Origin of the sequence: Bradyrhizobium sp. (assembly GCF_030697065.1) — a bacterium.
In the GTDB taxonomy this organism is placed as follows: Bacteria; Pseudomonadota; Alphaproteobacteria; order Rhizobiales; family Xanthobacteraceae; genus Bradyrhizobium.
Map to the genome: position 1 here is coordinate 19,907 of NZ_JAUYQU010000199.1, position 19,408 is coordinate 39,314.

The 19,408-nt window shown below is 62.6% G+C and carries 22 protein-coding genes; 6 read left to right on the top strand and 16 right to left on the bottom strand.

The window, feature by feature from the left end:
* Positions 1-100: 100 nt before the first annotated feature.
* On the bottom strand, positions 101-328 hold the full coding sequence (locus Q8R73_RS15710) for a hypothetical protein (protein ID WP_305720488.1): 228 nt from the start codon (positions 326-328) through the stop codon (positions 101-103).
* A 451-nt stretch (positions 329-779) separates the two neighbouring features.
* On the opposite strand from Q8R73_RS15710, the gene Q8R73_RS15715 reads away from it, so the two are divergent.
* The gene (locus Q8R73_RS15715) at positions 780-1,421 is read left to right on the top strand and encodes an OmpA family protein (RefSeq protein ID WP_305720469.1); all 642 of its coding nucleotides are present in this window, start codon (positions 780-782) and stop codon (positions 1,419-1,421) included.
* A gap of 63 nt (positions 1,422-1,484) precedes the next feature.
* On the opposite strand, the gene Q8R73_RS15720 is transcribed toward Q8R73_RS15715, so the two are convergent.
* Complete coding sequence (locus Q8R73_RS15720) at positions 1,485-2,807, bottom strand: phospholipid carrier-dependent glycosyltransferase (protein WP_305720470.1); 1,323 nt, start codon at positions 2,805-2,807, stop codon at positions 1,485-1,487.
* Between the two features lie 295 nt (positions 2,808-3,102).
* Here Q8R73_RS15720 and Q8R73_RS15725 point away from each other — a divergent pair, with 295 nt between their 5' ends.
* Positions 3,103-3,693 (top strand): FecR domain-containing protein, encoded by a 591-nt coding sequence (locus Q8R73_RS15725; protein ID WP_305720471.1) that lies wholly within the window; start codon positions 3,103-3,105, stop codon positions 3,691-3,693.
* A gap of 2 nt (positions 3,694-3,695) precedes the next feature.
* Positions 3,696-4,790: a hypothetical protein gene (locus Q8R73_RS15730; RefSeq protein ID WP_305720472.1), complete on the top strand. Its 1,095-nt coding sequence runs from the start codon at positions 3,696-3,698 to the stop codon at positions 4,788-4,790.
* Positions 4,791-4,832: 42 nt separating this feature from the next.
* Here the strand turns inward: Q8R73_RS15730 and Q8R73_RS15735 are convergent, their stop codons facing one another.
* Positions 4,833-5,138, bottom strand: coding sequence for a DUF1488 family protein (locus Q8R73_RS15735; protein WP_305720473.1), 306 nt, complete (start codon positions 5,136-5,138; stop codon positions 4,833-4,835).
* A gap of 84 nt (positions 5,139-5,222) precedes the next feature.
* On the bottom strand, positions 5,223-5,744 hold the full coding sequence (locus Q8R73_RS15740; RefSeq protein WP_305720474.1) for a cupin domain-containing protein: 522 nt from the start codon (positions 5,742-5,744) through the stop codon (positions 5,223-5,225).
* 127 nt (positions 5,745-5,871) lie between these two features.
* Here Q8R73_RS15740 and Q8R73_RS15745 point away from each other — a divergent pair, with 127 nt between their 5' ends.
* The gene (locus Q8R73_RS15745; protein ID WP_305720475.1) at positions 5,872-6,087 is read left to right on the top strand and encodes a CsbD family protein; all 216 of its coding nucleotides are present in this window, start codon (positions 5,872-5,874) and stop codon (positions 6,085-6,087) included.
* Between the two features lie 83 nt (positions 6,088-6,170).
* Here Q8R73_RS15745 and Q8R73_RS15750 read toward each other — a convergent pair whose 3' ends face one another.
* From Q8R73_RS15750 to ggt, 8 genes are all read right to left on the bottom strand, one after another.
* The gene (locus Q8R73_RS15750) at positions 6,171-6,626 is read right to left on the bottom strand and encodes an FKBP-type peptidyl-prolyl cis-trans isomerase (RefSeq protein WP_305720489.1); all 456 of its coding nucleotides are present in this window, start codon (positions 6,624-6,626) and stop codon (positions 6,171-6,173) included.
* Positions 6,627-6,755: 129 nt separating this feature from the next.
* Complete coding sequence (locus Q8R73_RS15755; protein ID WP_305720476.1) at positions 6,756-7,589, bottom strand: transglutaminase family protein; 834 nt, start codon at positions 7,587-7,589, stop codon at positions 6,756-6,758.
* A gap of 332 nt (positions 7,590-7,921) precedes the next feature.
* Positions 7,922-10,051, bottom strand: a complete 2,130-nt coding sequence (locus Q8R73_RS15760) for a catalase (RefSeq protein WP_305720477.1) — start codon at positions 10,049-10,051, stop codon at positions 7,922-7,924.
* A gap of 187 nt (positions 10,052-10,238) precedes the next feature.
* Entirely contained in the window at positions 10,239-11,201 is a 963-nt protein-coding gene (locus Q8R73_RS15765) for a hypothetical protein (protein ID WP_305720478.1), read from the bottom strand.
* Between the two features lie 147 nt (positions 11,202-11,348).
* Positions 11,349-11,858 (bottom strand): ferritin-like domain-containing protein, encoded by a 510-nt coding sequence (locus Q8R73_RS15770; RefSeq protein WP_305720479.1) that lies wholly within the window; start codon positions 11,856-11,858, stop codon positions 11,349-11,351.
* A 395-nt stretch (positions 11,859-12,253) separates the two neighbouring features.
* A complete protein-coding gene (locus Q8R73_RS15775; protein WP_371126106.1) occupies positions 12,254-13,498 on the bottom strand; it encodes an NAD(P)/FAD-dependent oxidoreductase in 1,245 nt (414 codons plus the stop codon).
* A 147-nt stretch (positions 13,499-13,645) separates the two neighbouring features.
* A complete protein-coding gene (locus Q8R73_RS15780; RefSeq protein ID WP_305720480.1) occupies positions 13,646-13,855 on the bottom strand; it encodes a hypothetical protein in 210 nt (69 codons plus the stop codon).
* A 158-nt stretch (positions 13,856-14,013) separates the two neighbouring features.
* Complete coding sequence (gene ggt, locus Q8R73_RS15785) at positions 14,014-15,600, bottom strand: gamma-glutamyltransferase (RefSeq protein ID WP_305720481.1); 1,587 nt, start codon at positions 15,598-15,600, stop codon at positions 14,014-14,016.
* Between the two features lie 189 nt (positions 15,601-15,789).
* On the opposite strand from ggt, the gene Q8R73_RS15790 reads away from it, so the two are divergent.
* On the top strand, positions 15,790-16,539 hold the full coding sequence (locus tag Q8R73_RS15790; protein WP_305720482.1) for a rhodanese-related sulfurtransferase: 750 nt from the start codon (positions 15,790-15,792) through the stop codon (positions 16,537-16,539).
* On the top strand, positions 16,532-16,747 hold the full coding sequence (locus tag Q8R73_RS15795) for a SlyX family protein (RefSeq protein ID WP_305720483.1): 216 nt from the start codon (positions 16,532-16,534) through the stop codon (positions 16,745-16,747). The genes Q8R73_RS15790 and Q8R73_RS15795 overlap by 8 nt, the downstream gene beginning before the upstream one ends.
* A gap of 90 nt (positions 16,748-16,837) precedes the next feature.
* Here the strand turns inward: Q8R73_RS15795 and Q8R73_RS15800 are convergent, their stop codons facing one another.
* The 4 genes from Q8R73_RS15800 to Q8R73_RS15815 form a co-directional block, all read right to left on the bottom strand.
* On the bottom strand, positions 16,838-17,098 hold the full coding sequence (locus tag Q8R73_RS15800) for a hypothetical protein (protein WP_305720484.1): 261 nt from the start codon (positions 17,096-17,098) through the stop codon (positions 16,838-16,840).
* Between the two features lie 91 nt (positions 17,099-17,189).
* Positions 17,190-17,324 carry a hypothetical protein gene (locus Q8R73_RS15805; RefSeq protein WP_305720485.1) on the bottom strand — a complete coding sequence of 45 codons (135 nt, stop codon included), beginning with the start codon at positions 17,322-17,324 and terminating at the stop codon, positions 17,190-17,192.
* A gap of 35 nt (positions 17,325-17,359) precedes the next feature.
* Positions 17,360-17,581, bottom strand: a complete 222-nt coding sequence (locus tag Q8R73_RS15810; RefSeq protein ID WP_305720486.1) for a hypothetical protein — start codon at positions 17,579-17,581, stop codon at positions 17,360-17,362.
* A 378-nt stretch (positions 17,582-17,959) separates the two neighbouring features.
* Positions 17,960-19,408, bottom strand: a 1,449-nt coding sequence (locus Q8R73_RS15815; RefSeq protein WP_305720487.1) for a GMC family oxidoreductase, incomplete at its 5' end; no start/stop codon positions are given.

Here is a 19,408-nt window from a genome sequence, read left to right on the forward strand (position 1 = left end):
GGCAGAACATCTGATCGAACGCCCTGAAGGAAGCGCGCGTTCGCATGTTCGGAAGAGTGAGGATGAGCGGCCCGTCCTTCACCCACCGCGACCCTATCGGTCAACGCTTTGGGCTATGCACCGTACCGGTCGCGATCTCGGAGGCGCACGACGCCCTGCCCCGGACCGGAGCCTCGCAACGATAGATATCGCCGGTGAGGCGGTCGATCAGCCAGGCGCTTTCCTCGTTGGGACTCTCCATGCCCACGTAGCGGGAGCCGAGCGCCGTGATCAGCGTCGACAGCAGGATCGCCGTCGCAATCATGGCCGCGCCGATCAGGACCGGCATCGAACTCGGGGAGCCGGGTTGCTCCGGCCGGGAGGCTCGATAGTTGTAGTCATACTGCCGCTTTTGAAACACTCATCCCTGCTTCCCTTGCTCGCGTGTTCAGCAATTTCTGAACGCCCATCTGGCCATTTTGTTGTTCACACCTCGTCGCTGCGGCGACGGCATTGCGACCGGGATCAAGTAAACTCAAGTCTTCGAGGGCATTGCGTCGCCGTGTTGCAGATCAATTCCCGCACAAGCGTCTGCGGCGACGATACCTCCCACTGAACTGTGATCCATATCACGCTGGACGAAAGCCAGTCGAACGGGGTCGCCGGACGCGGCGACCGATGGAGGAGCCCGGGCATACGGCCCATCCATCAATGTGAGGCAAGTCACATCCACAGCCTTTTGCCCGGTTTATCGTTCAACCATCAACGCGCCATCCGGCGTAGCAGCGAGGATTACGACCATGACCAGCTTTCGCAAACTTTCCGCACTCTCGGCGATCACGCTCGGCGCCGCGCTGTCGATGACGGCAGGCCTGGCCCTTGCCGGGGAAAAGGTTTCGGCCGACCAGATCCTGAATGCGTTGCAGCCGAAGAAGCCGCTGACCCGCGGCCTTTCGGCGGGGTCCCAGGCCGATCCGGCCGTCGACGCCAGGCAAATCCAGTTCGTCGATTCCCTGCGCAACCGAAAGACGCGGTCGCTCTCGCTCGGCGAGCGCGAGGAAATCGCCGAACTAGCGGCGAGCAAGCCGAAGATCGATCTCGAGATCCAGTTCGACTATAATTCGGCCGACATCAGCAAGGCCTCGATGGCGGCGGCGCAGGAACTCGGCAAGGCGCTCTCGAATGCCAGCCTGAAAGGCTCGACCTTCGTCGTTGCCGGCCATACCGATGCGGTGGGCAGCGAGCCCTACAATCAGGATCTGTCCGAGCGCCGCGCCGACACCATCAAGCGATTTCTGACCGAAAAATACGGCATCAACGGCGCCGATCTCGTCACCGTCGGCTACGGCGAAAGCAAGCCGAAGGATGCCAGTGCGCCGACCGACCCGCAGAACCGCCGTGTTCAGGTCGTCAACATGGATACCAAGACCGCGTCGAAATGACAGTTGGTCGCGACACATGAATTGCAGCCCGCGCCTCTGGCGCGGCTGCACGCTTTGGCGCCCTCATATCCAGCTCCGGAAAAGCATCAGCCGGACAAAGGTGTCCATCGACGTCCCGACGATCGCCACGGTGATCGGCAGCATTGCGGCGAAGCCCGCGGCTGTCGCCGCGACGAAAGCCCATAACAGCCAGCGCGGGCTGTTGCCGCGCCGCAGGACGTAGACCAGCGCAAGACTCGCAAGGGTCGCGGCCGGCAAATAATAATACAGGAAGCCGAGGGTCCGCGGCAGCAGCGCCCAGGCCAGGTAGGGCCCGGCATAGAACGACAGGATCAGGAATGCGTCGGCCCGGCGCGTTACGACCCAGTCGCGCAGACATACCGCCAGCGCCGGCAGCGCCGCCCACAGCACGAGGGGATTGCCGAGGAATACCACCGCCGCAATCCGGTCGTCGGAGACCTTGTCGAACAGATACCAGACCGGCCGCACCAGAAACGGCCAGGATGGCCACGAACTCATATAGGTGTGGCCCGCGATCGCGGTCGTGGTGTTGTCGCTGAAAATCCTGCGCTGGGCTTCGAGCAGGTCGGGGAACGACAGGCCATAGAGCGGCACGAACGTCGCGAGATAGACGAACGCCGGGATAGCAACGAAGCATGCGGCGAAATGAGTGAGTCTGAAATCGGGCCACAGGCCGGGACGGTACCAGTCGCCGGCAGCGCTATCGGCGAACTGCGTGCGCCAACCTTGCATCAAACGGATCACCGCGACGATCGCGATGCAAACGGCGAGCGCGAACAGCCCGCTCCATTTGCACGCGGCCGAAAGCCCGAATCCGAGGCCGGCGAGCGCGAACCAGAGATGCGGCCGCGGCTTGCGAAAGCCGTGCAAGAAGGCCGCGGTCGCCAGCAGGCCGAACGCGAGCGAAAATATGTCCAGCATGGCGATCCGCGATTGCACGAACACCATCTGGTTGAAGAAGGCGAGCATGGCCGCAGCGACCGCAGGCCCCTGGGCCGCAAACAGCGCGAGGCCGCAAAGATACATCGCGACGATCGAGAGCGATCCGAACAGCACGCCGGGGTAGCGCCAGCCCAGCGGAGCATCGCCCAAAGTGCGGATCGACAGGGCGATCAGTTGCTTGGCCAGCGGAGGGTGCATCGGGTTGAGCATGGGGCTCGGCATCACGGGCTCAAGCATTTGCCGCGCCGCCGGCACGTAATGCACTTCATCGAAGTAGAGTTTTTCCGGCGTGGTCACGCCGGCCAGCAGCGCGAGATGCGCGACGATGAAAATGATGGCCGCAATCACCGCGCTCCGCGACGTGGAATTTTCCTGAACAAAAGGTGATTCGCGCACTGGGCTCACGGATTCATGACTTTGCATAAATGTCGAGTGTGGGCGGGGCTGATTTTTTAGTCCATTGCATTGAACGCATTTCGATTTCGCCGCCACTAACCGTCGGATGGATAAGCCGCCGCTTGTGATATTTTTACAACATCGCTTGCGCGCGCGATCCGGTACGATGCGGGGATAATCGATCGGTCATGAGATGATCTGGCGCCACTGCATTTTTCTTGTTTCCGCGTTTTGTCTGTCAACCGTCCTCGCGGCCGGGCCCGCTCGCGCGCAAACGCGCGTTGGCGAAGCTGCCGTCGTCAAGAATGAAGTCGTCCGCGTCATGGCATCGGGGACCACCCCGATCAATGTCGGCGACAGCGTGGTGCGCGACGAAACCGTGCGCACCGGCGCAGACAGCGCAACGCGGCTGGTGATGGCCGACAGCACCAATTTGTCGCTCGGACCCAATTCCACGCTCAAGCTCGACCGCACCGTGTTCGACGACGCGCACAGTTATCGCGACATTTCGATCAAATTGACCACCGGCGCGTTCCGCTTCGTCACCGGCAATTCGGACAAGGGCGCCTACAAGATCCAGACCCAGGTCGCGACCATCGGTGTGCGCGGCACCATCCTCGACATCCTGTCACAGCGCGCCAAGACCACCGTGGTGCTGCGGGACAATGGCGCATCGCGCGTCTGCACCCTGAGCTTTCAGTGCACCGACCTGACCAAGCCCGGCGATACCGCTGTGATCACCTTCGCCGGCGGCAAGTACACCATATTGAAGTCCAGCACGCCGCCCTGGACCTTCGCCTGTGGCGCCGCTGCGGGGCTCTGCAACACGACCCAATATGCCGACGCGACGCCCACGATTACGCCGCCCGTCGATGACGGCAGTGATCCCACCGGCATGCTGTGCGGGCGCTGATGATGGCAAGATTCACCCGCAGCCTGTTGGTCTCCGCCGCGCTTGCCGCGGCGATTTCGCTGGTGCTGATTCCGGCGCTGACTATTCCCGTATCGGCGCAGACTCTATCGCCGACGCCTACCCCAACCCCTACGCCGACACCAACTTACAGCCCGACACCTACCCCGAGTCCGACACCGACTGCTACGCCCACGCCGATCGGTTCCGGTTCCAGCGCGGACTCAGTCAAGGACCTGGCCAAGCAACGCTTCAACCAGATGATCACCAACCGGGTGCTCGGCACGGTGCTGCTCGGCGTCAACGAGCAGGTCAATTGCGGCGATTGCGTCAGCGCGTTCGGCTCCGCCGGATCGTTCTCGGCCGGCATTCACGGCCGCAAGAACCTGACGTCCAATTTGGCGCTGCTGGCGGGCATCGCCTACGCCCAGTACGACGAAGGAGGCTACAGCGTCACCAGTGCGCCGATCGGCGCCTTCGCGCTGCGTTACGATTTCACCGACTGGGGATCGTCACGGCCGTTCTTCGACATCGGCGCCATATTGTCGCCGTTCCAGAAGGTGCGCTACCGCCGCAGCTACCAGACCAGCCTCGGCCCGGTGTCGCTCGACAGCGAAACCACGAGCGAAAATTACGGCGTCTACGGGCGCGCGGGCTGGATCAGCCGGCTGTCGCCGCGCGATGAGGTCGCAGCCTCTGTCGAGGTCTGGCAGATGTGGCAGCGGGTCAAGGGTTACACCGACCCGGCCAGCGTGGCTTTCAACCCGTTCGACGCAAACGTCGCCACCGGCACCGACAAGGCCACCCTGGTCAAGATCGGCGGCCAGTGGACGCATCTTTGGGGCAACAGCATCGAGACCAATATCAACGGCGGCTTCGTGCATTCCTTCGCGACCAGCTCAGGGATCGTCGCCACCGTCACCGGCGAGGGCACCGTGGTGCCGACCATCGGCAGCCAGAGTTGGTTCGAATATGGCGGCCGGGTCGGCTATCGCATCAGCAAGGGCTGGATCGCCGACCTATTCCTCAACGGCACCGCCGGCCCGCAGCCGGTCGGCAACACCTTGCACGGCGGCGTCGGTCTGCGGATCACTTACTAGCCGCGTGCGTGTATTCGAACCGCCTGCCGCCATTCAGCGCCGTTACCGGGAATTGGTACCCGTGTCCCGCCTGTTGGCCGGGATATGCTTGGTGAAAATCCGCACCATGGCGCCCTTCACGGGCCTGACGTCGTCGAACAGCCTGGACGCAATCCCTTCGATGACGTCGCGATACTCGAGAAACTGCCCCTGCCTTGCCGTGCTGGGCGAGCCGCGCACGCCCGCGAGTTCGTCCATCGCGGCATCGCTGATCTGGCAATCAACCGTCACGCCGTCGTTGAGCATGGTAAATCCGAACGCCAGGCGTTCGTCGTCATACCCTACAATGCGACCACGCGTCAGCGGCATCGAACGGTTCCCTGTCACCCGCCGCGGCGCGGCAAAAGAGCGGACTCCAGCGACAAGCGTGATGCGCTCGCGCGAGGAATGGGGTCACTTCGCCTCGGCCGGATCGCGATGCACCGGATCGATCCACAGCACGGTTTCCGGCTTTTCCACCGGTTCGATATCGAGATTGATGGCGACCGCCTGACCGTCGCTGCGCACCAGCACGCATTCCAGCAACTCGTCCGGGCTGGCGTTGATCTCCTGATGCGGCACATAGGGCGGAATGAAAATGAAGTCGCCGGGCCCCGCTTCCGCGGTGAACTGCAACTGCTCGCCCCAGCGCATCCGCGCCTTGCCCTTGACGACAAAGATGATGCTTTCGAGGTGGCCGTGATGATGCGCGCCGGTCTTGGCGTCCGGCTTGATGGTCACGGTGCCGGCCCACAATTTCTGCGCGCCGACGCGCGCGAAGTTGATCGCGGCCTTGCGATCCATGCCGGCGGTCGAAGGCACGTTGGGATCGAGCTGATCGCCGGGAATGACGCGAACACCGTCGTGCTTCCAGCGCTCCGCGTCGCCGGGCTCGTGCGAATGACCCGTATGGGTATGGTCGTGGTGGCCTGTCATCTTGCCGCTTTCCGTTCACCTTTACCGGCGAACCCTACATAAAACCGTGATCGCAAACCAGTCGCGATCAGGAACTTTCGCCTCTGGCCCCGGTTACCCCGGCGAAGCTTAACAGAGGAGAGTCATCATGGGTGCGACCACCGACAAGGTCAAAGGTACTGCCAACGAGGCCATCGGCAATGCCAAGCAGGGTATTGGCGAAGCCGTCGGCTCCGACAAGCTGAAGGGCGAAGGCGCGATCCAAGAGGTCAAGGGCAAGGGCCAGCAGGCGCTGGGCGATGCCAAGGAGGCCACCAAGGACGCCGTCAACAAGGCCGCCGACGCCGCCAACAAAAACCTCTGATCGACGCAAATTGATCAACTGCGAAAGACCGGTCCCCTGGGCCGGTCTTTTTCGTGCCTCCCCGCCAGGGACAGCGTTATGCCCTACTTCACGCCGAGCAGTTCGACTTCAAACATCAAGGTCGCGTTCGGCGGAATCACACCTCCGGCGCCCCGCGCGCCATAACCCAGCGCTGGCGGAATGATGAGGGTGCGTTTGCCACCGACCTTCATGGTGGCGACGCCTTCATCCCAGCCTGCGATGACCTGGCGCTGCCCGATCGGAAATTCGAACGGCTCGTTGCGATCGACCGAACTGTCGAACTTCTTGCCCTTCTGACCATTTTCGTAGAGCCATCCCGTGTAATGCATGACGCAGATCTGGCCCGGCTTCGGCGAAGCGCCCGAGCCGACCGCGCTGTCCGATATCTGCAATCCCGATGCTGTGGTCATGGTTTTTCCTGCGGTCTGGGCCGCTGCTGTGATTGGCCCGGCTGTTGCGGCGATAGCCAGGGCAAAGGCCGATACGATCATTAGTGTGGCGCGCTGGAGACGTCGCATTCCCCGGATATCCTTCCCTTGCAAGTCGGACCGTGTCTAGCCCAACGGCGCGGCCGCATCCAGCCCATGCATCGCAAAAAAATGCCGGGCTGGAAGTGCAGCCCGGCGGTCTACCGATCCTCCGGCTAATCACGCCGCTCGCGATACCTGACCCGGCGCCGTCACCTCCTCGCTGATCACGGTAAACCTCGCCAGTTGCGCGGTACCGAAGGCGGTGGAGATCGCGACGTCGGCGGCGTCGCGACCGCGCGCCATCACAATGCGGCCGATGCGGGGATGGTTGTGCCGCGCATCGAACGTATACCAGCGGCCGTCGAGATAGGCTTCGAACCAGGCGGAGAAATCCATCGGCGCGGGATCGGCGGGAACGCCGATGTCGCCGAGATAGCCGGTGCAGTAGCGCGCCGGAATGTTCATGCAGCGGCACAGCGTGACGGCAAGATGCGCGAAGTCGCGGCAGACACCGACCTGCTCGGCGTGACCTTCCGACGCCGTGCGGTCGCAGCGGGCGTGGCGATAGCCGAAGGCGATGCGTTGATGCGCATAGTCGCAGATCGCCTGCACGCGCTGCCAGCCCGGCACGACATTGCCGAACAGCGACCATGCGAGATCGGAAAGTTTCTGGGTATCGCAGTAGCGGCTGCCCAGGAGATAGACCAGCACGTCGTCGGGAAGATCGCCAACCTCAATCTGCCGCGCATCGGGCACAACTTCGTCCGGCAGCCCGCTGTCGGAAATCAGAAACTCGTTGCGGATCTCGATCAGGCCGGGCGGCGCAATGATGCGGGTGCAGATATTGCCGAAGGTGTCGACATAGTCGCGCGAAGCCACTTCAGGAAAGAACTCGATCCTGTGGTCGCTCAACAGATCTTTTGTCCGGGCCGGTTCAATGCTGAGCATCAGCGCCATCGGCGTGTTCTGGAAGCATTGAAAGGCGATTTCGTAGCCCGCGCGAATTTCCACGTCGTGTCTCCTTGTCCAGCCCAAATTATGGCAAAACAAGCCGGGAAATCCCCGATCGTTCCGTCAAAAGCCTGATAACAATGCGGAAATTTAGGGCAGCGAAATCTGAGCGGCTGCCAGCGCCTGCACGGGTTTTGACCAGGCGCGCGACTTGCGCACTTCTTCATCACGATGCTGTTGACGTCTCCGGCTCCTCATCCGCCGAGCCGCATCTGCTCTGATCTTGCGTCGTCGCTGCCGCGCAAAAAGTTCATCTCGTGCGGGATGCAGCGCCAGAAAAGGCGGCGGGATATCCCGCCGCCCCCTTCAAACCAGCTAGGTCCAGCGCGACGCTACTTCATCTTGACGCCGGGCTCGCGGGCCCAGACCCGCAATTGGCCGAGCTTATCGATAAAGGCTGTGGCATCTTTTGCCCGCCCCAGTGGAACGAAGCCTTCGTCGATATCCGCTTCGGCAATGCCGGCTTTTTCGAACAGCGGCGTCGCCGCCTCCACATGGCCAATGAACTTGCAGTGCGCGAACGCGTCGGCGACGAAATCGCGGGCCGTATGCTCCTGCAGCAGATCGTCCATTGCGGCCGCGCCCGGCAGCAGCGCGACCGCGTCGTACAGCACCGAAGGGGCGCCATCGATCATCTGGTCGGCCTCGATCCAGCTGCCGTCGCTGGCCTTGGCGCCGCCGACCTTCGGCGCGATGATTTCGAAGCTGGCGCCTGCCTTGTCGAGGGCCTTTTGCAGCGCCTTCAACAGCGCGGCGTCGGTGCCGTCGGTGACGAGAATGCCGAGCTTGCGGCCTTCGAAACGCTGCGGCCCGTTCTCGACGATGCTGAGCTTCGTCGACGGGTCGAGATCCTGCCGGGTCGGCATCGCCGCATCGGCCGGCTTCGGCATCGCGTTCAGCCCGAGGCCGGTAGCGACCTTGTTGGCGAGCGTCTCATCGATATTGAGCAGATGCGACACCATCCGCTCCCGGATCACGGATGTCTTCACCTTGCTGAGTTCGAAGATCAGCGCGCTGGCGATGTGACGTTGCTCGCCGCGGGTCTGGCTGACGAAGAACTGCCGCGCCTGGCTATAGTGATCGGCGAAGCTTTCCGCACGCAACCGGCGCTTGGCGCCCTGTTCGACATCCGGAAACGGCGTGAAGCCGCGCTTTGGCGACTCACGCGGGCCTTCGCCGAACGAGTTCGGCTGATAATTGACGCGGCCGACCGGATTGCGCATCGCCATGTGACCGTCCTGCTGGAAATGGGCAAACGGGCATTTCGGCGCATTGATCGGGATGTGGGTAAAGTTCGGGCTGCCGAGCCGCTTCAACTGGGTGTCGAGATACGAGAAGTTGCGGCCCTGCAACAGCGGATCGTTAGAGAAGTCGATCCCGGGCGGCACGTTCTGGGTCATGAAAGCGACCTGTTCGGTCTCGGCAAAGAAATTGTCGGGCATCCGGTCGAGCACCAGGCGGCCGACCGGGATGGGCGGCAGCATCTCTTCCGGTATGAGCTTGGTCGGATCGAGCACATCGAACTCGAAGTTGTCGGCGAAGGCCTGGTCGAACAACTGAAACTGCAGCTCCCATTCCGGAAAATTGCCGGTCTGGATCGCGGTCCAGAGATCGCGACGGTGAAAATCGGGATCAGCACCATTGATCTTGACCGCCTCGTTCCACAATACCGATTGCAGGCCGAGCTTCGGCTTCCAGTGAAATTTAACGAACGTCGATTCGCCCCTGGCATTGATCATGCGGAAAGTATGGACGCCAAATCCCTCCATGAAGCGGAACGAGCGCGGGATGGCGCGGTCCGACATCACCCACATGATCATGTGCATGCTTTCGGGCGTCAGGCTGATGAAATCCCAGAAATTGTCGTGCGCCGACTGCGCCTGCGGAAAGGCGCTGTCCGGCTCCTCCTTGACGGCATGCACCATGTCCGGAAATTTGATGGCGTCCTGGATGAAGAAAACCGGGATATTGTTGCCGACGAGGTCCCAGTTGCCTTCCTGGGTGTAGAGCTTGACGGCAAAGCCGCGGACGTCGCGCGCAAGATCGAAAGATCCCTTGCTGCCGGCGACGGTGGAAAACCGAACAAAGGCCGGCGTCCGCTCTCCGGCGCGCTGAAACAGATCAGCGCGGGTGTACTTCGACAGCGGCTTGTAGTTCTCGAAGAATCCGTGCGCGCCATAGCCACGTGCATGCACTACCCGCTCCGGTATCCGCTCGTGGTCGAAATGGAAAATCTTCTCGCGGAAGTGGAAGTCTTCGATCAATGTCGGGCCGCGCGGACCGACCTTGAGCGAATTCTGGTCGTCCGAGACCGTGCCGCCCTGCGCGGTGGTCAGCACCGGCGTATCGCCCTGCGCGACCTGGTGCAATTCACCGCCCTCGCCGCGGTGCAATTTCTGATCGTGAATGGTCGCCGTTCCGGCCGCCGCCTTGCCGTTTACGCGCTTGGATGTCTTGGCCATGAAATTTTCCGGTTACATTCTGGATGGAGGAAGAAAACTGGGAGCAAAAAATCCCCCGCGCCAACGCGGGGGATTCTCGCATCTGGATCCGACGACTTATCGAAGCAGCAGGATCAGAATGATCAGCGGAATCGGGATTCCGAGCAGCCAAAGAAGAATGGGCATGTGTTTTCCTTTCCTGGTTGAATCAGCGGCGGGCCTTGCGGACCCAGGTGCCATCCCGGAGGCCTCCACCTTCGGTGGCGGCGAGGCTGGCACAGAACGCACCGAGCAGCAGCGAGGCCGTCAGCCAGAACGCCAGTTGCATGGCGGCCTTGCGTGCAGCATCGATATCGGTCTTGGCCTCGGTCACGACTTCATTGACGCGCTTTTCCGCGTCGGCTTGACTCAGTCCGGTCCGCGCGGCCACCAGCCGGGCGACATACTGCCGGTCGGCGGGCTTCAGATCGCCGCCGTTGCGCAAGCTGCCGGTGAACAGCCGCACCATTTCGCCACGAGCATCCTGCGCGTTGGCGGGGTTCGGCGCAGCCGGCGTATCGGCGCGGAACAGCGTATCGACATAGCCATCCATCGGACCCGACTGTGCCGCAGCCGTCGCAGCACCCTGCGACGCACCCGTTACCGCGCCGCCGAGCAGGCTTGTCGCCGGGGTCGCCAGCAGCACCGCACCAAGCACGGACGCGAACGCCCAGGCGATGAAGCCGTGCGCGGTGTCGCGGAAGTACACCTCGTCGCTGTGCACGCCAATCCATCGCGACCGGAGCCGGCCGGCGATATAGCCGCCGAGCGAAGAGGCGATCATGGCGATGACGAGGAGATAGAGGCCGGTGCCGATTTTGAAGGTGGTCGCCGAGACTCCGGAGCCGCCCCAGGGCGACACCACCGACAATCCGAGCCCGGTGCCGAAGGCGAGCATAACGAGCGTCAATGCACAGCTCACCACCGCGCCGGCGGCAACGGCCGGCCACGACACGCCGGCAACAGAGGGTTCACCGGTATCCGGTCCCGGTTGAACAATAACGGTATCAATCATCTTCGTGCGCTCCCAACTGCGATAATTCGCTTCAAGTGCCGCAACAATGAGGAGCGGGAACGTTTGTTCCAGGAAAGAATGAGTATCCCGGTAGTCGGTGCCGATGGATGATCGCATGCGTCAACGGCACGCCCAGCCTCACCGGCCAACGGTTTAAGGCGCACGCGATTCCGCAGAAGTTTTCCACGGCTCAGCTCGATACGCGCGCCCGACGCCATGGTGCGTCGGGCCGCTTCGATGTGGCGACCCCGCGGGTGGGGTGGGTCAGCTCGCCGCCTTGCGGTTGACGCCCTTGCGCAGCGCCACGGTGTTGAGCTTGGTGTTCGCGGCCTTTTCCTCGTTCAGGTTGGTCGTCAGAAACCGGACGATATCGTCATGCCCGAGTTCTTCCGCCCACGCGATCAGCGTGCCGTAACGGGCGATTTCGTAATGTTCGACCGCCTGCGCATTGGCAACGATGGCGGCATCGAGCACGGACTTGTCCTCGATCTCGCCGGCGGTAGCGTCGGATTCCTTGATCAATCCATCGATCGCCGGACAATTGGTGCCGGAAGGTGTATGGCCGAGTTTCTTGAACACCTGGTCCAGCCGCTCGATCTGCTTGCTGGTTTCTTCCAGATGCAGTTTCAGACCCTGCGCGAGATCGCGATTGGTTGCCTGATCGATCATCTTCGGCAGCGCCTTGGTGATCTGCTGCTCGGCGTAGTAGATGTCCTGCAGGCCGTGAAGCAACAGGTCGTCCATCGTCTTGATGTCTTTTGAAAAGAAGCCCACGTCATCCTCCATGAGAGCTTGGAACCCGCGACAGGCGGTTTCGACAGCACAACATTTGCAGCAAGGAGGAGTTCCGAACGTGATTTATGTGACGGAGAAATTCACTGACCGGAAACAGGCATGAGACAGCAGGCCAAGTGTTCACGGTGAGAGCATAGCCGAACACAGGCCATGCTTCGGGACCTCGTGCAAAAGCTCGGCCGCGGGCCCGCTGGCCGCAGCCGAGCTCCGATGACATTCTAACGATTCATGAACAATGCAAGAAGCAGAATGATCGGAAGCGGAATTCCGATCAACCAGAGCAGCGCACCTTTACCGAAACCCATGTCAGCCTCCTGATGTATGACTGCGTGGATAACTCGCGAGGATTTCCAGGGTTCCCGATTCCGGTGGATTCACCGTGCCGGCGGGCCGTCCCGATCCAGCGCGAAATCGCGCAACAGCGGCGAGGTCGACCCCGCGATCAGGTCGCCGATCAATTCAGCTGCGAGAAAACTGAAGGTGATTCCGTTACCGCCATAACCATAGGCGGCATAGATGCCTTTGGTGCCCGGCACCGGACCGATCAACGGCAATCCGTCGCTTGTGGTGTCAAACGTGCCGGACCAGCTGAACTCGATGTCGAGCCTGGCGGCCGGCCACAGCGCGGCGAGTTTCTGCGTCAGCAGGCGCGACTTTTCCGGAATCAGGGCATCGCGCGCGTCGGGCTCCACCACCTCGCGGCTATCTTCGCCGCCAATGATGATGCGTCCCGCGGCTGTCGAACGCGCATAGAGATAATCCTTGCTGTCTTCCCAGATCAGCACACCGTCTTTCCAGATGTTCTCCGGCTGTGGCGTGGTCGCGATGGCCCAGCTCGACGACGCCGCGTGGACCGTGGAGCGCACGATATCGGGCATCACATAACCCGTCGCCAGGACAACCGAGCGCGCCTCGATCTCGCGGCCATTCTTCAGAAGCACGCCGACCGAGCGTGCGGAGGCATCGAACTGCACGGCCTCGGCCTCGAATATCCGGGCGCCGCGGCCGATGGCGACGGCGAGCGTTCCACGCGCTAGTTGCATGGGGTCGGCATCCGCCGATCCCGGCGATACAATCGCTCCGGCGCGGGCAATGCTGAACGTTTCGAGCAGCGTGGCATGATCGAGAAAATCGCCGGGCAATCCGGCCCGCTTTCGCAGATCATGCTCTTCGTGGAGCTGCCTGCCGGTGTCGCCAGCCGCCAGCAGCAACGAATTCCTGTCCCGCATTTCGCTGGCGATGCCGAGCTGCATCACCAGCGACTTCAATCGGGCGACGGCATGCAGGCTCGCCAGATAGGCTCGCGATGCCCGCTCAAAACCGTAGACTTCGGTGAGTTGCGTCAGCGAGCAGTCGATTTCCCATAGCAGCATCGAAGTGGAAGCGGCGGTGCTGCCCCGCCCGGGAAATTCGCGATCGACGATGACGACATCGAGCCCCTGGCGCGTCAGGCGTTCCGCGGTCAGCGATCCGGTAATGCCGCCGCCGACGATGAGCGCATCGCATTTCAGATTCTGGCCGACATCAAGACGGACAGGATGCTTGCCGGCAGCAAACCAGGGTGAGTTACCGCCCCGAAGGTCGGCATGGTCGGCTTCGTCCGTATCAAGAACGCTAATGAGGCACCTCGGACACTGGCGGCTGGCTGGATGTCATCCGGGAATGTCGGAACAGGCGTTTCGCCCGCACCGGGGTGCAGACCAACAGAAAAGAGGAACTTTTGTTCCATGTTGGCCTGAATCAAGCGCCGGTACGGGCGCGCAACATCAGGTCTTGACCGGCGTCGTGTAGATTTCCGAACCTTCTTCGTCGATCACCACCACGGACCGGTCACGGTCGCCGTCGGCCAGATCAATCGCGATCTGACGTGCGATCAGATCGGCGGTTTTCCTGGCATCGCTTTCATTGGCGCAATCGAGCCCGACGGGATCCTCGAGCCGCACGCCGTCGGCAATATCGAAATGGAAAATGGGCATTCGCTATCTCCTGCGAGATACAATGCCTCGAAGCTCAGGCTGTTCCTTGTATCAGTATCCCGAACCGAAACGGGAACCATCGCTTCCGCAATGGCCGGACATAAACGCGAAGCGTGTCTTCGCCTTGGTATCCCCGGCCATCCGCGTCCTTGAAAGCCTCAATAGCCGAGCGCGCAGCCGTCCTTGCGCGGGTCGGAACCCCCGGTCAGCGTGCCCTTGGCCCAGTCGATCCAGATCGCCTGGCCGCCGCCGAGCGGCCCGACCACGCTGGTGGTCTTGTGGCCGAGCTTCTTCAGGCCCTCGACGATCTCGGCGGGGATTCCGTCCTCGAGCTGGTAGACGCCCTCGTAATGCAGGCCGCGCGGCATATCGATGGCTTCCTGCACGTCGCAGCCATAGTCGAGCATGTTGGTCAGCACATGGGTTTGGCCGACCGGCTGATACTGCCCGCCCATCACGCCGAACGGCATCACGGCGCGGCCATTCCTGGTGACCAGGCTCGGAATGATGGTGTGCAGCGGCCGCTTGCCGGGCGCGATGCAGTTGGGATGGCCAGGCTGGATGCGGAAGCCGCCGCCGCGATTCTGCAGCAGAATGCCGGTGTTGTTGGAGACGATCGCCGAGCCGAACGAGTGCGCGATCGAGTTGATGAACGAACAGACGTTGCGATCCCTGTCGACCACGGTGATGTAGACCGTCGAGGGGTTCATCGGCGGCGTCACCACCGGCAGATCGAGCATGCGATCCATCCGGATCTGGCTGCCGTATTCCTCGGCGAATTCCGGGGTCAGGATCCGCGTCACATCGACATTGACGTGGGCGGGATCGCCGATGTGCTGCTCACGCATCAGATAGGCGATCCGCGCGGCCTCGGCTTCGAGATGAAACCGTTCGATGCTCATCGCCGGGAATTTGGTCAGGTCGAACCGCGACAGGATGTTCAGCATCACCAGCATGGTGATGCCGGGGCCGTTCGGCGGGCACTGCCAGACGTCGTGGCCCTTGTACAGGGTGCCTATCGCCGAGGTGGTCTCGGTGGTGTGCGCGGCGAAGTCGTCGAGCGTGTGCAGGCCGCCGATGCCGCGCAGCGTTTCGACCATGTCGTCGGCCACGGCGCCCTTATAGAACGCATCGCGGCCGTCCTTGGCGATCGCGCGCAGCGTCTTGCCGAGCTCGGGCTGGTGGATGACGTCGCCGGCCACCGCCGGCTTGCCATGCGGCAGCAGATAGCGCTCGGTGTTGACGCCCTTCTTCAGCTTGTCGAACTGGTTGTTCCAGTCGAAGGCGATGCGGGGGGCAACGACATAGCCTTCCTCTGCGGCCTTGATCGCCGGCTGCAGCAGGGTGTCGAAACCGAGCTTGCCGTGATCGCGCAGGATGGTGGCCCAGGCGTCGACCGCGCCCGGAATGGAGACGGCGTGCGCCGAAGTCAGCGGGATCGAATTGATCTTGCGCTCGAGATACCACTCCGCGGTCGCCGCCTGCGGCGCACGGCCCGAGCCGTTATAGGCCACGATCTTGCCTTCACCCTTGGGCTGCACCAGCGCGAAGCAGTCGCCGCCGATCCCGGTGGATTGCGGCTCGATCACCCCGAGCAGCGCACAGGCCGCCACCGCGGCGTCTGCGGCGGTGCCGCCGGCTTGCAGCACCTCGATCGCCGCCAGGGCTGCCAGCGGATGCGACGTCGCCACCATTCCGTTTTGGGCGTGGACCGTGGACCGGCCTCCGAGATGGAAATTCCTCATGCCAAATTGCTCACTTTTGCGATTTTATCGTTGTTTCGGGCGCTGATTACTTGGCATATTCGGGAACCGTTGGGAATGCTCTGGCATGCATGAGGCCCTCCCGGTTGTCCCGGCTGGCCGGCAATTGCACGCGGGGCGCAGCGACGCCCCGGTCTTTCCCCTGCCCCACCCGCCTGATAAACCTCCGCCATGCCCTTTACCGTTGCCGCTTTCTACCAGTTTGCAGCCCTGCCGGACTTCCGCGAACTGCGCGAACCGTTGCGGGCGATTTGCGCGGGTCTCGACCTGAAAGGCAGCGTGCTGCTGGCTCATGAGGGCATCAACGGCTCGGTCGCGGGCACCGAAGCTGATATCGGCGGCCTGATCGGGGAACTTCGCTCCGGCACATTGTTCGCCGGCCGGCTCGACCATCTCGAACTGAAATTCTCGAGCGCTGAGGAAATACCGTTCCGGCGGCTAAAGATTCGCCTGAAAAAGGAGATCGTCACCCTCGGCGATCCCGCCGCTGATCCGACCCGGCAAGTCGGGGTTTATGTCGAGCCCGAGGACTGGAACGCGCTGATCGCTGCCCCGGACACGCTCGTCATCGACACCCGCAACGCGTTCGAGGTGGCGATGGGGACCTTCCCCGGCGCGGTCGATCCTGGCATCGGGAATTTCGGCCAGTTCAAGGATTTCGCCGCGCTCCGGCTCGACCCGGCGAAACACCGAAAGATTGCGATGTTCTGCACCGGCGGCATCCGTTGCGAAAAGGCCAGCGCCTGGCTGCTCGGGCGCGGCTTTGCCGAGGTCTATCACCTCAAGGGCCGCATCCTCAAATACCTCGAAGGCGTGCCGGAAGCGGACAGCCGCTGGCGCGGCGAATGTTTCGTCTTTGACGACCGCGTCGCGCTCGGGCACGGCTTGCGGGAACGTCGCAAGGATCATTCAAGTGAGTGAGACACGGGTTCTCAGCGACCGCATCGACGCGCTTGAAATCCGGCTGTCGTTCCAGGACGAAACCATCGAGGCGCTGAACAAGACCATCACCGCGCAATGGCAGCAGATCGACACCCTGACGCGGCAGGTCGCGGGCCTGAACGAACGGCTGCAAGCGGCGGAGGCCAGCGCACCGGGCGCAACCGACGAGCCGCCGCCACACTATTAGGGCCCGGGTTGCGGCAGGAGCGACGGAAACCAACAGCCAAAAAAAATCGGCCTCCGAAAGGAGGCCGATTTGTCAATTCAGACGATACTATCAATCACGCTCGATGATCACCGTCTTGCTGTCCCGGTCATAGCCGCGGTCGCCGCGGTTCTTCTTGATCACCACGGTCTCGTTTCGATCGCGATAATGGCGCTCACGGATCACCTCACGCTCGCGAACGCGATCGGGACTGGATCCGACGGTCACGCCGACGCCATTCGGGCCGACGCCGACACCAACCTGTGCCGTGGCCGGGATCGCGAGACAAATTCCGGCGGCAGCGAGAGATACGATTGCAAAACGCTTGATCATTGCATGCTCCTCAATGGGTGGATTATGCGACGGCAAGTCCGGTCGGGTGGTATTGTTCCCGAAAGCTCAGCACGACAGGAGACACCCGGTCTCACGCCTTGATGCCGAACCAGAACGCAAGCGCCACGATACAAACCACGACCACGATCCCCACCATCGGGGCCACCTGCTTCGAACTCCCGCTTCGCGGCGAGTCATTGGCGGGGTGATTGAATTCATCCTGCATGTGAACCGACCGATGGAGAATTGCAGTGGCGCTAATCAGCGGAATGCCGACTTGACCTTGTCCCATAGCGATTCGTTCTCGCGGTCGCCGTCGGGCTTCGATGGCGCTGGTTGCGCCGCGCTGACGGGATCCGACGCCGGAAAACTGCCGACCAGCCCGGCCTCGAGCTTGCCGTGTATTTCACGGTCGGCCGCAGCAGCTTCGCGGGGATTATCCGCATGTTTGTCGGGTGGTGCGGGATTGAATTTCTCAGCCATGATGGACCCTCCATGCCGATAGAACGCACAGGCGATGACCAGGTTCCATTGCCCGCACGGGGCCGCCGCCGGCTCTTCAAGCGTCTTGGGACCACGGAACCAAATGCCCCCAAAGGGGCACATGACACCGGGGATTCTACTGCCAGCTGAGCAAAATTGCACAGACACGCGTTCAAAGTTGGGGTCGACTAATCGCGATGAGATTGCACCCTCATCAATGGTGGAAATGAGCCGGTCCTCGAAACAGAAATTCCGACCCCAGCCCGTTTGGAATTTCCGTTTTTGAGATACCGCTCGACCTTATCGCCAGGCCGGAGGACTGCGCAGACAAGGTCTCGCTGCTAACGACATCGCCGTGGTCGTCACGGTGCCTCCGTGCTAGCGCGCATCCTGCAGGATCATGTCGGACGCCTTCTCGGCGATCATAATAACCGGGGCGTTGGTATTGCCCGATACCAGATCCGGCATGACGGAGGCATCGACCACGCGAAGGCCTTCGATCCCGCGAAGGCGAAGCCGCTGATCAACCACCGCGAGCGTATCGTTGCCCATCCGGCAGGTCGAGGTCGGATGATAGACGGTACTGCCGCGCTGCCGGCAGAATGCCAGCAAATCCTCATCGCTCACGACCTTGGCACCCGGTTCGGACTCCTCGACCACGAAGGGCTTGAGCGCGGGCGCGGCCAAAATCCTGCGCAGGATCTTGAGGCCCTCCACATTGACGGCGCGATCGGTTTCCGTCGCGAGGTAATTGATGCGGATCTCCGGCGCCGCCATCGGGTCGGCGCTCTTGATGCGCAGCGTACCGCGGCTCTCCGGCCGCACCTGGCAGACCGACGCGCTGAAGGCGGAATAGGGATGCAGCTTCTCGCCCATCTTGTCGGTCGAGAACGGCAGAAAGTGAATCTGGACGTCGGGTGAGGCCAGCCGCGGATCGGTCTTGAAGAATGCGCCCGAGGTGCCTGCGGCGATGGTCAGCGGTCCCTTGCGGAACGCCGCATAGCGCGCGCCGGCCATGATGCGGCGGCCCGGGTGATTGACGATATCGTTGAGCGTGATCGGTTGCGAACAACGCATCACGATCCGGACCTGCATGTGATCCTGCAGGTCGTTGCCGACGCCGGGGGAGTCGAGCACGACATCGATGCCGTGGCTCTTCAGCAGATCGGCCGGTCCGACACCGGAGAGCTGCAGCAGTTGCGGCGAGTTATAGGCGCCGCTCGAGATCAGGATTTCCCTGCGCGCCCGCACCGTGCGCAGCGCCCCGTTCTGCCGGTATTCGATCGCGGCGGCACGCCGCCCCTCGAACAGGATTCGCTGCGCCAGCGCGGCGGTCTCGATGTGCAGGTTGCGGCGTCCCCTGGCGGGGCGCAGATACGACCTCGCCGTGCTGGCCCGCCGGCCGTTCCGCGTCGTGGTCTGAAACCAGCCGGCGCCTTCCTGCGTCGCGCCGTTAAAGTCGGGATTGTCGGGGATGCCGGATTCGATCGCCGCCTTGATGAAGGCCCCTGACAGCGGATCGGCATGCAGCATGTCGGACACCGGCAACGGACCGCCCTCGCCGTGATACTCATCGGCGCCGCGCTGTTGGTCTTCGGCCTTGCTGAAATACGGCAGCACGTCGTCGAAACCCCAGCCGGTGTTGCCGTGCTGGCGCCAGCGATCATAGTCCTCATGCTGGCCGCGTACATAGAGCAGGCCGTTGATGGAGCTCGATCCGCCCAGCACTTTTCCGCGCGGCTGAAACACCTGGCGTCCGTTCAGGCCGGGCTCGGGCTCGGTCTGGTACATCCAGTTGACCGTCTTTTCCTTGAACAGCTTGCCGTA